This window comes from Rouxiella sp. Mn2063 (assembly GCF_049319665.1).
Classification (GTDB): Bacteria; Pseudomonadota; Gammaproteobacteria; order Enterobacterales; family Enterobacteriaceae; genus JBMOUD01.
The window spans coordinates 289,936-304,605 of sequence record NZ_JBMOUD010000003.1 but is presented as its reverse complement, the minus strand read 5'-3'; the positions used below and the strand labels follow the sequence as shown (position 1 = coordinate 304,605).

Here is a 14,670-nt window from a genome sequence, read left to right as displayed (position 1 = left end):
AACGTTTATATTCTTAAAGCTGACTCGTTGAGCACACTATTCAACCTTAGAAGGCATTTTCAAAAATCTCTGCTGAGGTTTTATATGGGTAGCTACATCTTTGGCAACCTGCACGGCGATATTATCCCAAGCCGCTTCCAATACGCTGGTTGTTGTACTACCACCAATCGTTGGATCCTTAACTTTAGAGATATAAATATTACTCCACGTTTTTCCTTCAAAAGTAAAGGTTGCATTAAGCCTCATAGAACCAACATCCATGCTTGGTACCACATTCGTTGTCCCTGCTGAATACTCAAAACCAGAGCTGGCATAATTTATTTTAATAACTAACGGCTCCCCCGTTGGGCTTAAGGTAGTAAACGTTGAAATAGCCTCTTCCACTCTGGAAGTCAGCCCTGGCCCAGTTGGCACTCGAGTCCGTGATAATGAACCAATAAAGGCATCAGCACCTTGGATATCAACTTTGGTTGGGAATGTCGTCGGCTGCCATTGAATGGCTATTTTTTTGTTCATTTTATCGACTGTCATCATATCTTTGATAGCAGTGAAAGAGAGCCGATTATTGAATGGCATGCTTACCGCACATCCTGCTAAAACTATCGTAAATAATCCCATCAATAATTTCTTATACACAACATCATCTCCGTTGATCATCTCCATTCATAAATCATGGCAACTATATTGACAGGCAAAAACTCTGCGCTATTTCTTATCGAAAAATAGCCAATATCGCCCCCGATAAATATGTTGCCAGAAATATTTATCACGTTAATGCGTCTTGTGCATTTTTATTTATTCACAGGCGCACTGATTGCAACACAGGCTTGCAGTAAAAATAAAAAATCCATTTCAGAATTGGAATATTTTAAGACTTTATTTTAGCGGTAATAAAATATCCGTTTGCAAAGCATGTTCTGGCAGTTCCTCATTGAGTTGCAGATATTGGAAGTAAACTGGAAATTCCCTCAATTCTTCGCCACTTTGCGGCAACCATGTATTGTATAAGTAATAAACACTATCGCTAATGTTTTCATAAGAACCTACATGACGAACCACGGCACAGCGCCCGGCAGGTAAAGTTTTGGTTATCACACCTTGTACATTCACAGGAACATGGCCGTTGGCCTCTGCACTTAACTCGCCACAGATATCGAAACGGAAATCCTCTCCTGGTGTGGTCAACGGATCATTATCAGTTGAAAAGACGCTCTTTTTAACTGCATCAATGTGATGTAGCGGCTAACACTCACACCGCAATACAAACTGAACTGGCGATGAAAGTGAAAGCGCGAAAAACTGGCAATATCACTGAGTGCTTCAACCGTCAAAGGTGCATCCAAATGCTGCTCTATATAGGCAAACACTTGTTCAAATCGTCGGGCATAACGTATTGATTTAGCATTACTCATTTCACCTCTCTTCTAGACCGCCACTTTACCTGCGGCTGTGGACGTTATCCTGACTGAAATTGCTTTTTTTCATGGAGATAAGAAACCAGAATCATGCGCTAAGACCATCATGAGGATGAACCGGATACTCAACCAGCAAACAAGATTTTTAATTTAATAAAATTGAATAAGTCAGTAACTCAGGCTAAATATATCGTTATAATTAAATTATTATTCTGGAATATATGTATCACTGAAAGGATGAAACATGAAAAAAATCACCTTAGTACTCTCTGGCGTAATGATGGCGATGTCTGCCACTAGCTTTGCCGCGACATCGGATGAATCTACAGAGATGAGCAAACAGCCGCTGGAAAAAGTCGCGCCCTATCCTAAGGCAGATAAAGATATGATTCGCCAGGTTATCTATTTGCCCCAGCTTGAAAATGAAGATAATTTCAAAATCGAGCTGTTGGTCGGTAAAACATTAGAAGTAGATTGTAATCATCATATGATGGGGGGTTCCTTGGTCAGCAAGACACTTGAAGGCTGGGGATACAATTATTTAGTACTGGAAAAACTCTCCCCAGTCGCCTCAACGATGATGGGCTGCCCTGATAATCAAAAAACCAAAAAATTCATTGCTGCCAACCTAAACGATCACGCTATCGAGCGCTATAACAGCAAGCTACCTATCGTCATCTACACGCCAAAAGATGTTGAAGTGAAATATCGCGTATGGACAACCGACAACGCGGTGAAAAGTGCGCAAGTGAAGTAAGGCGGGAATGTTAGCGAAATAGCATCACCTAATATTATTTCACGCCCCGGCGTTGGCAAAAAATTAAGCGATATTCCCTCTAAATCGATACGACATAAAGCTCGTGGCTGACGAAGGCTTATCAGTTATCGTGAAATAAAAAAAGACCGACCACAACTCCTGTGTTCGGTCTAGGGAAATGGCTCTTGGGAGAGAGCCTTGCGCTAAAAGTTGGCATTTACTGTAGGCGGTGTTAAACCTTACAACTTAAAGGATAGTGCAGAGTTGGTCACTTTCCAGTCAAAAATTGAGAATATCGGGATACCTGCGGGGAATATTACGTATTTTGTGACTACTTTCGCAAAAAATGCGGTTTATTATGTGATGAAACAGAGTATCGACAGGGAATCACATATAGAGCCGATTGCAATAACCCGCAATCAGCTCTGATATCATTTTTTAGCAGAGCTTGCTGGCACGTTCGATAAACGGCGCGAGACTCATTTTCTGGCCTGGGTGTTGTGGGTCGTCCAATTGTATGGTGCTTATTGGCTTCGCGGTTACCCTACCCGATTTCACTTGAGCTTCAGCAACATCATTAAGCGGGTATTGTACCAGTGTGCTGTCATTAATCGCATAAAGCGCATGACCCGGACGGCATTGCAGCATCACCTCTTCGCGGCTAAATGCCCACGCTTTGCCGTATTCCAGACGGCTAACGGTGATAATTTCTGGTGCAGCAAAACTGCTGGCTGACAGCGTTAACAGCAGGCAACCAAGCAATGACTTCCTCATGTTCTCTTCCTCTTTGTACTTTTTCACTTAGAGCCTATCCCAGCAAGCGTTTGACATAGGCTCTTATTCGTTCGCATCCACAACTTTTGTGACCCTATTGCCCCGGGGACAACGTGGCCAGCAGGCTAATTAGAGCTAATACCAACAATGACAAACTAAACATGAGCCAGGTAGCACGGACCATGCGCCCTTCGGCCACTTGACGGTTATTAGCCATCATCGGCACCAGCTTGTAGCGGTTGAAAATCGCCACGCCAACCATGATTGCGACGACCACAATTTTGCAGGCTAACAGCAATTGGTATTCAACATGCAGGCTAATAGGCACATTGCGCAAAATAATCAGGCTATTGACGATACCCGTCACGATAACAACCACAACAGCCAAATGCCCGTAGGTAGAGAACCTTAGCAGTGTTGCAATTGCATCCTGCCGTAAAGCAGGTTTTTTGGTGTACAGCAGACATGTCAACAATGGCAGCAAGCTACCAAACCAATAACTCGCGCTGAGCAAGTGTAATGCATGATTACTACGCTGTACCCAGCCTAACATGCCTTCGTTCATCGCTGCGTGCCCGATCAGCGCTTGGCTAATTAATGACAGAGTCACCAGCAGCAGCACACCTATCTCACGCCCGGGCAACCATTGATTTAGCAACAGCAGCACAGTGAATACTGCTAACAGCATGTGCCAGCGCCAAACCTCACCAAAGGTGGTAGTGAGTACCAATAGCCAGACGTTAAGATTGATACTGTCTTGCCAGCCATTCCCCATCATCCCGGCCTGAATCGCTAACATAGCAATTGCCGTGATTGCCATTGCCCAGACGGATATAGCCACCAACCGCTGGTTTTTAGCCACCAGCAGTTGGGAGAAAGTCTTAGGCGGCAACAACCGGATAAAAACCAAAGAGCCAAATAGCTGCATTAACGAGGCAAAATGGATAAACCGGCAAAGAACAAACAGTGTCGCCAGGCTCATAGTTATTTGACAGTGAAAATGTATTGTCCCTGAGTTTTGTGTCCATCAACGGAAACAACGTGCCATGAAACCTGATATTTACCGCTAGTCAGCGGCGTCGGCAGTGGGATCAGAACTTGAGTGTTGTCTTTTTCTGCGAGGGTGAAAGCACCGGTTTTAACAGGCTTGTTATCTGGGCCGTTCACTTCAACTTTGCTGAAGCTTGGCTCAACGCCTTCGCTGAAGCCTAGGGTTAGCTCAGTTGGAGAGCTGGTCACCACGGCATTAGCCGCCGGGGTTTCAGTTTTCAGGTGTGCATGCGCCATTGCCTGTTGTGAAGCCAGACCAAACAATACAACGCCCGCAGTAGCCAAAATACGCAGTGTAGAAGTAGATTTGTGCGACATGATTTCTCCCTAATTTTGAATTAAAAATGTAACGGCCCGGCAACTTTAACGCAAAGCGCCAGAGCGGTCTGTCAAAATTGTTTTTCGGAGATTTCTAAGGGGAGGAAATACGATGAATTGGCACGAAAAGCTAAAAAAATACCGCGTCTGAAGATCAAACGCGGTAATACAGATACCCACAATAATCGTGTTGTATCCGAGAAGCAAAACGTCGCCTACACGGACACAACGTCAAATGCGGCAGGTCATTAGGACTGTTGACTCTGTCCTACCATACCCTTCAAATCTTTATCAACGAAGAACAGACCATTGCCGGTGTTGCTCACCAAGCTCAGTTTATCCAGCACAGATTTGAACAATGTCTCTTCTTCATGCTGCTCTGCAACATACCATTGCAGGAAGTTGAAGGTTGAATAATCTTTTGAGGTCATCGCCGCATCAACCAATTCGTTGATACGTACAGTGATCAGTTGCTCGTGTTCATAAGTCTGTTGGAACACATCAGCCAGAGAAGCGAAATCAGTTGGCGGTGCGGCAATAGCGCCCAAAACAGGCAACGCTCCGGTATCGCTCAGGTATTTGAACAGACGTTGCATGTGGCCCATCTCTTCTTGAGAATGTTCTCTTAAGAAAGCAGCTGCGCCTTCAAAACCTTTTTCGCTACACCAAGCGCTCATCTGTAAATATAAATTAGCAGAGTAAAACTCAAGGTTAAGCTGGTCATTGAGTTTGGTAATCATTTCTTTCTTAAGCATAACGGCTCCATGAAATTAACTTTCAAGTAATATTCGGCAGGTGACTTACGTCATTTCAGTTATTATGCCAAGTTGAGGATAAAATAAAAACAAATATTTAAAAGCAAAAGCAATAATTTAACCATAAAATTACAACATGTTGATTTTAAAACACTTAATAAACCAACCAAGTTGTTATTGATAATTATTCAATAAAATCACTTTACATTAAAGAGAATCATTCTTATTCCTAATATAATATTTTATATATCCCCTCTTCATTTAAATTATGCCAATAAGAATAAATATAAATGATTGTGAATATCAATTAGATTAATTAAATTCTAAATAATAGCGTTCATTGAATCAATACTAAGACCGTTCACCTGTTGTCATGTGTCTTGTACAATGACGCCAACAATGCCTGTAACGGGCTTTATTCCATACATCACCCAATCAGCAGGAACCGTGAATGAACCGCAACTTAGCTGAAATCAGCAAAGAAGAGATGGATAAGATCAATGTTGATCTGGCCGCGTCCGGCGTAGCATTTAAAGAGCGCTATAACATGCCGGTGGTGGCAGAAATTGCCGAACGTGCGCAACCAGAACACTTACGCGAGTATTTCCGCGAGCGTGTTGCCCACTATCGGGCTGAATCACACAAGTTTTCGCGCCTGCCTTATGAGCCCAAAATGAACTAATACGTTGCAGCCAGAGCGGAAGGAATCACGCCTCCGCTCTGGCCCAAGGAACTACGCGTCAGGTTGCTGCGTTGAGAGGTTAGTTTTGGCATATTGTGACGATTTAAAATTGCTATAAAGCAATGCGATAACAAAAAGAATCGCCTGTAGAATTACAATACAGGGTCCAGTAGCCCCATCAATATGGAAGCTTATCAGAGTACCCACCACACAAGAGAACACGGAAGCGATTGTCGCTACCAGCAACATACGGTCAAAACTGCGGCACAGCATAAAAGCAATGATGCCCGGTGCAATCAGCATCGCAATCACCAGAATCACTCCAACGGCTTGCAACGACGCAACAATGGTCAACGCCAGCAGGCATAATAATCCGTAATGCAATACTCTCACCGGCAAGCCGACCACCCGCGCGTGGTTAGGGTCAAAACAATACAGCATAAAGTCTTTACGTTTTAACAACACCACAGCCAAGGCAAAACCAGCAATCCACAGCGTTTGCTGTAACTCACCATCGGTAATGCCCAAAATATTACCGAATAAAATATGGCTTAAATGTTGATCCGTATCGACTCGGGCAAACAACACTAACCCAAATGCAAACATGCCAGAAAAGACAATACCCATCACCGTATCCTCTTTGACCCGACTATTTTCCTTTAGATAGCCGGTGGCAATCGAGCAGAATATGCCGGAGAGAAAAGCGCCAATGACCAATGGGATGCCCATCACGAAGGCCAAAACAATACCCGGTAAAACCGCGTGTGAGATGGCATCACCCATCAGCGACCAACCCTTCAGCACCAAATAACAGGACAATACGGCGCACACGACGCCTGTCACTATCGCCGCAAGAATCGCTCGTTGCATAAAAGGATAAACAAAAGGCTCAATGAACCATTGCAGCACGCTGTCCATTAATTGCCCTCCAAATGTTTCTGGCGCGATATACGCCGTTTGTTAGCCACTAAACCATGTTTAGGAGCAAACAAAAATGCCATCAGGAATATCAAGGTTTGTAAGGTAACGATCACCCCGCCGGTGGCACCGTCGAGGAAGAAACTCAGGTAGGCGCCGATGCCACTCGTTAACGAGCCGATTATAATGGCGATGATCACCAGTCGCTTAAAACGATCGGTCAGCAAATAGGCCGTTGCCCCTGGCGTTATCACCATCGCAATCACCAAAATAGCGCCAACGGTTTGCAACGCGGCAACGGTACAAGCACTGAGCAACGTAAAGAAGATGATTTTCAGCCGCAGCGGCGATAGGCCAATCGTCACCGCGTGGCTTTCATCGAAAAATACCGCCAGCAGATCTTTCCACAGCAAACACAAAATCAGTAACGATACGCCGATAATGATCTCGACTTGCAGCACGTCCTCATCGGCAATTCCCAAAATATTACCGAAAATAATAGTCTGCACGTTTACCGATGTCGGATTAAGCGAGACTATCAGTAAACCAACGGCAAAGAAGGTCGAGAAGATAAAGCCAATAATGGCGTCTTCACGTAGCCGGGTAATATGACGTACCAGTGTCATTGCCAACGCCGCCAGCATTCCGGTAAAAAATGCGCCAACGGCGTATGGCAAGCCTAAGGCATAAGCGCCCGCAACGCCCGGCACGACAGAATGTGAAAGCGCATCCCCCATTAACGACCAGCCTTTGAGCATTAAATAAGCCGAGAGGAAAGCACAGACGGCGCCGACGATGGCGCTGACCCAAATAGCTTTGATCATATAGTTGTAATTAAACGGCTGGAGCAAAAGTTCAAGCATTAGCGAGGTTTCTCCTGCTGCTGACTTTGGGCAGGTGGAGAGCTTTTGGTCTGGCCGTAGAATACGGCGGGCCGTTCATCATCGGTTAATACCGTGACGGTTCGCGGGTCGTTATCGTCGTGTAACGCGCTACCGGAGAGATTAATGTGGCGCAGTACGCCGCCAAAGGCCAGTTCAAGATTATGTTGAGTAAAGGTCGTTTCTGTCGGGCCAGCGGCCAATACGGTACGATTAATCAAGATCACCCGATCGCAAAACTCTGGCACACTCCCCAGATTATGGGTTGAAACCAAAATAAGATGGCCTTCATCACGTAGCGCACGCAATAAATCGATAATCGCATTTTCCGTTTTTACATCAACACCGGTAAAAGGCTCATCAAGTAGCAATACCCTGCCCTGTTGCGCCAGCGCGCGTGCCAGAAACACGCGTTTTTTCTGTCCACCGGACAGTTCACCAATCTGGCGACCACGTAACTCACTTAGCCCAACGCGCTCTAATGCGTTATCAACCCTTAAGCGGTCTTCTTTTGACGGGATACGCAAAAAATTCATTTTGCCATATCGTCCCATCATCACCACATCTTCTACCAAAACCGGAAAATTCCAGTCAACGTCTTCAGACTGTGGGACGTAAGCAATAACATTATTTTTTAATGCATTGGCTACGGTTTTTTCATTAAGCATCACGCTGCCGGTCGTTGGTCGCACCAGGCCCATAATACTTTTAAACAAAGTAGATTTACCGCTACCGTTTACGCCCACCAGCGCGCAGATCGTGCCACCTTGTAAAGAGAAACTGGCGTGTTGAATCGCGGTATGACCATTGTTGTAAGTCACACTGACATCATCAACAACTAATTGTGACAGTCCCAAGTTGTCATCACTCATTGACCGAATCCCGTGGCGATAGTGTTAACCGTGACGTTGAGCAAATCGATATAGGTTGGCACCGGGCCATCGCGTGTTGATAGTGAATCGACATATAAAACACCGCCGTATTTTGCTCCGGTTTCTTTAGCCACCTGTTTAGCGGGTTTATCAGAAATAGTGCTTTCGCTAAATACCACCGGGATCTGCTGCTCACGCACGGTATCGATCACCCTACGTACTTGTTGTGGTGTCCCCTCTTCATCAGCATTGATTGGCCACAGATAAACCTCTTTCATCTGATAGTCTGTTGCCAGATAGCTGAACGCGCCTTCACTGGTTACCAGCCAACGCTGTTGTGGTGGAATACGTGAAAGACGCTCTCGCAGCGGTGCATCCAGTGCCGAAATCTTAGCCGCATAATTTTTGGCATTACGGTTATACACCTCGGCATTAGCCGGATCGTATTGCACCAATGCTTTTCTAATATTTTCAACATATATCAATGCATTGCTTGCTGACATCCAGGCATGAGGATTCGGATTACCGTTGTAAGGCCCTTCGCGGATAGGCAGCGGCGTAATCCCCTCAGTGACTACTGTGGCAGGTACATGCTTAATGTTTTCAAAGAAACGCTCGAACCAACGTTCCAGATTCATACCATTCCATAAAATTAGGTCCGCGTGCTGCGCTTTAACAATATCGCGTGGCGTGGGCTGGTAATCATGAATTTCCGCACCGGGCTTGGTAATAGATTCGACGGTCGCCGCATCGCCGGCCACATTTTGAGCAATATCTTGAATAATCGTGAAGGTTGTCACCACCCGGAGCTTTTTCTCAGCCTGTGCGACATTGCCAATGAGCATCATCAACAGCAATACGCTAAGTAATAACAGGGGAAAGTGAGCAATAAAGCGGGGTTGGTGCGAAGGGTTCAAAGAGGGTTTGATTATCATGATGTCATTCCTTAACTTCAAATGAAAATGATTATCAATATCATTTGAAGTTAAGTCAACCGCAACGGGCTAATTATGACAAAACATTACAAACAGTAAGTTTCCAGATTAATAATAACTGAACGCGCCCGATAAAGCGCGTCCACATTAATTCTAGCCCCAACTTCAACTTAAGCTTTGGCAAAGCGCTGATTGGCACGGATCAGTTGATCGAGGATACCAGGCTCATCAAATGAGTGCCCTGCTCCTTCAATGATATGCAGCTCAGCTTCTGGCCAGGCTTTTGCCAGATCCCACGCATTTTGTACCTGACAGGCCATGTCATAGCGGCCATGGACAATTACCGCGGGAATATGACGGATGCGTTCAACATTGCGCAACAACTGATCATCAGAATCCATAAATCCAAGATGAGTAAAATAATGATTTTCAATGCGGGCAAACGCTAAAGCGAAATCATCTTCGCCAAATGCTGAGGATTCAGCCGTTGGCAACAAGGTGACGGTTTCCCCTTCCCACAAGCTCCAGATTTTTGCCGCTTCAAGCTGCACCGCACGATCCGGCGATGTAAGACGTTTACGATAAGCGGCCATCACATCTTTGCGTTCATCTTCAGAGAGAATTGACAGCATATTTTGCCATTTTTCTGGGAAGAAGCGCGATGCCCCCTCTTGGTAATACCAATCCAACTCTTGTTTTCTGAGAGTAAAAATACCGCGAAGGACCATCTCGCTGACATGTTCAGGGTGTGTTTGAGCATAGGCTAAAGCCAGTGTAGAACCCCATGAACCACCGAACACTAGCCATTTATCAACGCCAACTAACTTGCGCAGGCGTTCAATGTCATCAACTAAATGCCAAGTCGTATTATTATCTAGACTGGCATGGGGCAACGAGCGCCCGCATCCGCGCTGATCAAAAAGCAATACATCGTAATCATTCGGGTCAAACAGCTGCCGGTGTATCGCCGAACATCCACCTCCAGGTCCGCCGTGGATAAACACCGCCGGTTTTCCTTGCGGGTTGCCACTACGCTCCCAATAAATTTGGTGCCCATCGCCGGTATCTAATAAACCGCTGGCATACGCTTCACGTGCGGGATAGAGCCCTTTTAATTTTGTCATGACATTTCCCGTTATTTTCCAGAGTTTTTTCTTTGTGGAGCCAAGGGTGTTTAAGCGTGCCTTATCTATCTGCTTTCTTGATTCGTCCTGCTTAATTCATAACAGCTTATCGTGACCACAGGGTCAATCCAAAACGGCCCGTTAATAGCAAAAAAGTCTATTATTTTCGAACGATAGCGCATTTTTCCTGCAAATCAGTATGAAAAAACCGCGTTGAAACCGTGCCTGAAGAATAAAAAATAATCACCACACAAACAGCAGATTATCTGAAACTGCAGATTCTCCACTTGCAAGTTGGCATAAATGGGCAGTTAATGACGGAGCAACCCCATCCACTAGCTTAAGAGAGGCAATGATGAGTAAAGGTATGGATAGCAAAAAGAATGCGAAGAAAAAGCCATTGAAAACACCTGCAGAGAAAAAAGCAGAAAAACGCGCTAAGAAAGCAGCCGCCGCATAATCAAGCCACGCATTTAAAATAAACCCGCATCAAGCGGGTTTTTTGTTAGCTCTTTGGAGGCATCCAAAGATGTGCAAGTAAACAGATAGTAAGCATCACAAAAACCACCCGCTATCTGCTATTTATTGTTATGCGTTATCGCTTAACGCCAGCACAAATGCATATTCCAAGGCAATATCTTCATAAGCCTTAAACCGACCCGATTTACCGCCGTGTCCTGAATCCATATCGGTATGCAGCAGCAACTGATTGTTATCAGTTTTCAGCTCACGCAGCTTAGCGACCCACTTGGCGGGCTCCCAGTATTGAACCTGAGAATCGTGTAGCCCGGTGGTGACCAGCATATGTGGATAATCCTGTGCGACGACTCGATCATAAGGGCTGTATTGCAGCATATAATCGTAATACGCTTTCTCGTTCGGGTTGCCCCACTCGTCATATTCGCCGGTCGTTAGCGGAATAGACTCATCTAACATAGTCGTCACGACATCAACGAAAGGCACCTGGGCTACAATGCCGCGATACAATTGTGGAGCCTGATTGACTACCGCTCCCATCAGCAGACCGCCGGCGCTGCCGCCCATGGCATAAACCTGCCCGGAGTGAGCAAATCCATCGGTAACCAACTGCTCGGTAACATCGATAAAATCGTGGAAGGTATTAAGCTTATTAAACAGCTTACCGTCGTCGTACCACTGCTGGCCTAAATCAGCACCGCCGCGAATATGTGCCAAGGCAAACACGAAGCCGCGATCCAGTAAACTCAGGCGACTGCCGCTAAAAGCCGGGTCCATGCTACTGCCGTAAGAACCATAGGCATAAATCAGCACTGGATTTTGCCCAGCCTTGAATAAATCCTTACGGTAAACCACAGAAACCGGCACCTGAACGCCATCACGTGCTGTTACCCAAACTCGCTCACTACGATAATTGCTCGGGTCAAAATCCTTCACCTCTTGCTGTTTGAGCAAGGTACGTTGACCGCTGTCGAGATCCAGCTCATACAAAGAACTTGGCGTAGTCATTGAGGAGTAGCCGTAACGCAGCAACGTTGTATCGGGCGTTGGATTGTAAGACAACCAGGTCACATAGGTTGGATCGTCAAAGGCCAACGATTTTTCTTCTCCACTTTGCCAATGAATCTGGCGCAGATGTGTCAATCCTTGCTGGCGCTCTTCAATAACCAGCCAGTCGCGGAACAGGCTAAAGCCTTCCAACATCACATCATCACGCGCGGCAATTAACGTTTGCCAGTCGCTTTCATTCGGGCTGGTGCTTTTGTACAAGCCGAAGTTTTTACCGTCTTTGTTAGAGCGAATGTAGAAATGGTCTTGGTAATGATCCAAACCATATTCGTGGTCTTTACGACGGGATAAGAAGAGTTGCGGCGTTGCCTGCGGATCGTTGGCATCCAGCAGCAAAATTTCTGAGGTTGTGGTGCTATCAAGATGAATCAAGATATAGCGGTCAGAAGTGGTTTTATCCAGGCCGACATAAAACGTGTCGTCTTTTTCTTCATAGATCAGTACGTCATCTTGCGGATCGCTGCCAACTCGATGGCGGTAAACCTGATAGGGCAATAGCGTCTTTTTATGCTTACGTACGTAATACAGCGTTTGTGAATCATTAGCCCATTCGGCGTTACCGGAAGTATTACTCAACACTTCCGATGAAAAACTGTCATCGGCCAAATGTTTGATGCGGATATCATATTGGCGACGCGAGAGAAAATCTTCTGCGATCAATAAATGCTGGTTATCCGGGCTAACGTCCAATCCGCCCAAACTATAAAAATCACGCTCGTCGGCGCGCTGATTGCAATCAAGTAGAGTTTGCCACTGCTGGGTTTCAGCTTCCGGCTGACGTAAATAAATGGCGTATTCATTGCCCGGTTCATAACGCGTTTGATAGCGATAACCGTTTTTAACGTAAGGCACAGAGTGGTCTTGCTGTGGAATGCGATCAACCATCTCTTGGTATAGCGTTTCACGCAACGTTTGATGCGGTAACAGCGCCGCATCGGTCCAGGCATTTTCAGCATTAAGGTAGGAGAGCACATCGGGATCGGCGCGTTCATCATCGCGCAACCAATAATAGTCATCAACGCGGGTGTCGCCGTGAATCGTTAACGGATGTGGGCGTTTATCCGCCTTTGGAGGGGTCATCATATCGGGCTCTCTTAGTCCTCTTAATCGTGAACTAAGAGTGACAGGTTTCATGAGGGAAACCAAGAGTGTAACCATAGATGATAAGACCTCTCCCCGAGGAATTGACGGGGAGAGGAGCAAGCACACAACGGTTTTAGCGCAGCATAAATGCCTTGCAGCTCTTACCTTTGATTTTGCCTTCCTGCAAACGCTGTAACGCTTTTTTGGCGCTACTTTTACGAATGGCGACATAGGCATGTATCGGGAACATGTCGATTTTACCGACTTCAGCCGCCGTTAAACCGGCATCACCGGTCAAGGCACCGAGGATATCGCCCGGGCGAATTTTCGCTTTACGGCCACCGTCGATACACAGCGTCGCCATTTCAGGTTCCAGTGTAACAGGCGTTGCCGCCAAGCTTTGGCTGGCCTTCTGCCAGACAATTTTCTGCCGGGTATAATCTTCTAATGCGTTAACACGCCCAATTTCTTGTGGTGTGACTAAGCTAACCGCAACGCCGCGCGTACCAGCACGCCCGGTACGGCCGACACGGTGCACGTGAACTTCAGGATCAAAAGAGAGCTCGTAGTTAATCACCAGCCCCAGCTGTTTGATATCCAATCCGCGTGCGGCAACATCGGTCGCGACTAAAACACGGCAGCTGCCATTAGAGAAACGCACCAAGACACGGTCGCGATCGCGTTGCTCAAGATCGCCGTTCAATGCTAACGCATCAATCCCTTTAGAGACTAAAGTATCAGCCACTTCCTGACAGTCACGTTTAGTATTGCAGAACACCACGCAAGACGCTGGCTGGTGCTGATACAGCACAGCGACTAATAGCTGTAGGCGATTGTGACGGTCAGCTTCGATAAAGACCTGCTCGATATCAGCAACATCATCCCCACCTTCGATTTCCACATTCAACGGCTGACGCTGGAATTTGTTGCTGATACGCTCAATACCATCGGGATAGGTTGCCGAGAACAACAACGTCTGGCGATTAACCGGGGTATAGCTGACCACGTCTTCGATATCATCGCTAAAGCCCATATCCAACATACGGTCCGCTTCATCAAGTACGAGTACTTTAAGATGATCGAGCTTTAATGTGCCTTTACGCAGGTGTTCCTGAATACGTCCCGGCGTTCCCACCACAATATGCGCAGGACGTACCAAAGACTCTAGCTGTGGCCCGATTGGTTGACCGCCACATAGCGTCAGAATTTTAATATTTTGGGTAAATCTTGCCAGACGACGCAGTTCTTTACTGACCTGATCGGCCAACTCGCGCGTTGGACATAACACCATCGCCTGAGTCACAAAATCATTAACGGTGATTTTATCGAGCAAACCAATGCCGAATGCAGCTGTTTTACCGCTACCGGTTTTGGCTTTTGCTCTGACATCCAGCCCTAATAAAATAGCGGGTAATGATGCAGCCTGAATGGGCGTCATTTGGGAATAGCCCAACTCTTCGAGGTTGGAAAGCTGCTCAGCGGGCAAAGTCAGGGTAGAAAAAGAATGCGTGCTCAAGGCGATAACTCTTTATTAGGACAAAAACGGGGCAGCGGCAGAAAT

At 46.2% G+C, this 14,670-nt stretch carries 16 protein-coding genes; 2 read left to right on the top strand and 14 right to left on the bottom strand.

Annotation, left to right across the window (positions count from 1 at the left end):
* Nucleotides 1–36: 36 nt before the first annotated feature.
* From ACL9RG_RS06855 to ACL9RG_RS06845, 3 genes are all read right to left on the bottom strand, one after another.
* Nucleotides 37–663, bottom strand: a complete 627-nt coding sequence (locus ACL9RG_RS06855) for a hypothetical protein (RefSeq protein WP_422791850.1) — start codon at nucleotides 661–663, stop codon at nucleotides 37–39.
* Between the two features lie 213 nt (nucleotides 664–876).
* Nucleotides 877–1,185, bottom strand: coding sequence for an AraC family transcriptional regulator (locus ACL9RG_RS06850; RefSeq protein ID WP_422791849.1), 309 nt, complete (start codon nucleotides 1,183–1,185; stop codon nucleotides 877–879).
* Nucleotides 1,182–1,412, bottom strand: a complete 231-nt coding sequence (locus tag ACL9RG_RS06845; RefSeq protein ID WP_422791848.1) for an AraC family transcriptional regulator — start codon at nucleotides 1,410–1,412, stop codon at nucleotides 1,182–1,184. Before ACL9RG_RS06845 ends, ACL9RG_RS06850 begins: the two co-directional genes overlap by 4 nt.
* Nucleotides 1,413–1,659: 247 nt before the next feature.
* On the opposite strand from ACL9RG_RS06845, the gene eco reads away from it, so the two are divergent.
* A complete protein-coding gene (gene eco / locus ACL9RG_RS06840) occupies nucleotides 1,660–2,172 on the top strand; it encodes a serine protease inhibitor ecotin (protein ID WP_422791847.1) in 513 nt (170 codons plus the stop codon).
* A gap of 438 nt (nucleotides 2,173–2,610) precedes the next feature.
* Here the strand turns inward: eco and ACL9RG_RS06835 are convergent, their stop codons facing one another.
* From ACL9RG_RS06835 to ftnA, 4 genes are all read right to left on the bottom strand, one after another.
* A complete protein-coding gene (locus tag ACL9RG_RS06835) occupies nucleotides 2,611–2,946 on the bottom strand; it encodes a YebY family protein (protein ID WP_422791846.1) in 336 nt (111 codons plus the stop codon).
* Nucleotides 2,947–3,040: 94 nt separating this feature from the next.
* Nucleotides 3,041–3,928 carry a copper homeostasis membrane protein CopD gene (gene copD / locus ACL9RG_RS06830; protein WP_422791845.1) on the bottom strand — a complete coding sequence of 296 codons (888 nt, stop codon included), beginning with the start codon at nucleotides 3,926–3,928 and terminating at the stop codon, nucleotides 3,041–3,043.
* 2 nt (nucleotides 3,929–3,930) lie between these two features.
* Entirely contained in the window at nucleotides 3,931–4,317 is a 387-nt protein-coding gene (gene copC / locus ACL9RG_RS06825; RefSeq protein ID WP_422791971.1) for a copper homeostasis periplasmic binding protein CopC, read from the bottom strand.
* 245 nt (nucleotides 4,318–4,562) lie between these two features.
* A complete protein-coding gene (gene ftnA / locus ACL9RG_RS06820; RefSeq protein ID WP_422791844.1) occupies nucleotides 4,563–5,069 on the bottom strand; it encodes a non-heme ferritin in 507 nt (168 codons plus the stop codon).
* 451 nt (nucleotides 5,070–5,520) lie between these two features.
* On the opposite strand from ftnA, the gene ACL9RG_RS06815 reads away from it, so the two are divergent.
* Entirely contained in the window at nucleotides 5,521–5,751 is a 231-nt protein-coding gene (locus tag ACL9RG_RS06815; protein WP_422791843.1) for a DNA polymerase III subunit theta, read from the top strand.
* A gap of 51 nt (nucleotides 5,752–5,802) precedes the next feature.
* On the opposite strand, the gene ACL9RG_RS06810 is transcribed toward ACL9RG_RS06815, so the two are convergent.
* The 7 genes from ACL9RG_RS06810 to dbpA form a co-directional block, all read right to left on the bottom strand.
* Nucleotides 5,803–6,669: a metal ABC transporter permease gene (locus ACL9RG_RS06810; RefSeq protein ID WP_422791842.1), complete on the bottom strand. Its 867-nt coding sequence runs from the start codon at nucleotides 6,667–6,669 to the stop codon at nucleotides 5,803–5,805.
* Entirely contained in the window at nucleotides 6,669–7,532 is an 864-nt protein-coding gene (locus ACL9RG_RS06805; RefSeq protein WP_422791841.1) for a metal ABC transporter permease, read from the bottom strand. The genes ACL9RG_RS06810 and ACL9RG_RS06805 overlap by 1 nt, the downstream gene beginning before the upstream one ends.
* The gene (locus ACL9RG_RS06800) at nucleotides 7,532–8,422 is read right to left on the bottom strand and encodes a manganese/iron ABC transporter ATP-binding protein (protein ID WP_422791840.1); all 891 of its coding nucleotides are present in this window, start codon (nucleotides 8,420–8,422) and stop codon (nucleotides 7,532–7,534) included. The genes ACL9RG_RS06805 and ACL9RG_RS06800 overlap by 1 nt, the downstream gene beginning before the upstream one ends.
* Nucleotides 8,419–9,357, bottom strand: coding sequence for a metal ABC transporter substrate-binding protein (locus ACL9RG_RS06795; protein WP_422791839.1), 939 nt, complete (start codon nucleotides 9,355–9,357; stop codon nucleotides 8,419–8,421). The genes ACL9RG_RS06800 and ACL9RG_RS06795 overlap by 4 nt, the downstream gene beginning before the upstream one ends.
* 170 nt (nucleotides 9,358–9,527) lie before the next feature.
* The gene (gene pip, locus ACL9RG_RS06790; RefSeq protein WP_422791838.1) at nucleotides 9,528–10,481 is read right to left on the bottom strand and encodes a prolyl aminopeptidase; all 954 of its coding nucleotides are present in this window, start codon (nucleotides 10,479–10,481) and stop codon (nucleotides 9,528–9,530) included.
* A gap of 588 nt (nucleotides 10,482–11,069) precedes the next feature.
* Nucleotides 11,070–13,109: a S9 family peptidase gene (locus tag ACL9RG_RS06785; RefSeq protein WP_422791837.1), complete on the bottom strand. Its 2,040-nt coding sequence runs from the start codon at nucleotides 13,107–13,109 to the stop codon at nucleotides 11,070–11,072.
* A 133-nt stretch (nucleotides 13,110–13,242) separates the two neighbouring features.
* A complete protein-coding gene (gene dbpA / locus ACL9RG_RS06780) occupies nucleotides 13,243–14,625 on the bottom strand; it encodes an ATP-dependent RNA helicase DbpA (RefSeq protein ID WP_422791836.1) in 1,383 nt (460 codons plus the stop codon).
* Nucleotides 14,626–14,670 lie beyond the last annotated feature (45 nt).

What these genes read in the sequence shown, in the direction of transcription:
- ACL9RG_RS06855 (WP_422791850.1), bottom strand. Translation starts at nt 663, where the DNA reads ATGGAGATGATCAACGGAGATGATGTTGTGTATAAGAAATTATTGATG.
- ACL9RG_RS06845 (WP_422791848.1), bottom strand. Translation starts at nt 1,412, where the DNA reads ATGAGTAATGCTAAATCAATACGTTATGCCCGACGATTTGAACAAGTG.
- eco (WP_422791847.1), top strand. Translation starts at nt 1,660, where the DNA reads ATGAAAAAAATCACCTTAGTACTCTCTGGCGTAATGATGGCGATGTCT.
- ACL9RG_RS06835 (WP_422791846.1), bottom strand. Translation starts at nt 2,946, where the DNA reads ATGAGGAAGTCATTGCTTGGTTGCCTGCTGTTAACGCTGTCAGCCAGC.
- copD (WP_422791845.1), bottom strand. Translation starts at nt 3,928, where the DNA reads ATGAGCCTGGCGACACTGTTTGTTCTTTGCCGGTTTATCCATTTTGCC.
- ftnA (WP_422791844.1), bottom strand. Translation starts at nt 5,069, where the DNA reads ATGCTTAAGAAAGAAATGATTACCAAACTCAATGACCAGCTTAACCTT.
- ACL9RG_RS06815 (WP_422791843.1), top strand. Translation starts at nt 5,521, where the DNA reads ATGAACCGCAACTTAGCTGAAATCAGCAAAGAAGAGATGGATAAGATC.
- ACL9RG_RS06810 (WP_422791842.1), bottom strand. Translation starts at nt 6,669, where the DNA reads ATGGACAGCGTGCTGCAATGGTTCATTGAGCCTTTTGTTTATCCTTTT.
- ACL9RG_RS06805 (WP_422791841.1), bottom strand. Translation starts at nt 7,532, where the DNA reads ATGCTTGAACTTTTGCTCCAGCCGTTTAATTACAACTATATGATCAAA.
- ACL9RG_RS06800 (WP_422791840.1), bottom strand. Translation starts at nt 8,422, where the DNA reads ATGAGTGATGACAACTTGGGACTGTCACAATTAGTTGTTGATGATGTC.
- ACL9RG_RS06795 (WP_422791839.1), bottom strand. Translation starts at nt 9,357, where the DNA reads ATGATAATCAAACCCTCTTTGAACCCTTCGCACCAACCCCGCTTTATT.
- pip (WP_422791838.1), bottom strand. Translation starts at nt 10,481, where the DNA reads ATGACAAAATTAAAAGGGCTCTATCCCGCACGTGAAGCGTATGCCAGC.
- ACL9RG_RS06785 (WP_422791837.1), bottom strand. Translation starts at nt 13,109, where the DNA reads ATGATGACCCCTCCAAAGGCGGATAAACGCCCACATCCGTTAACGATT.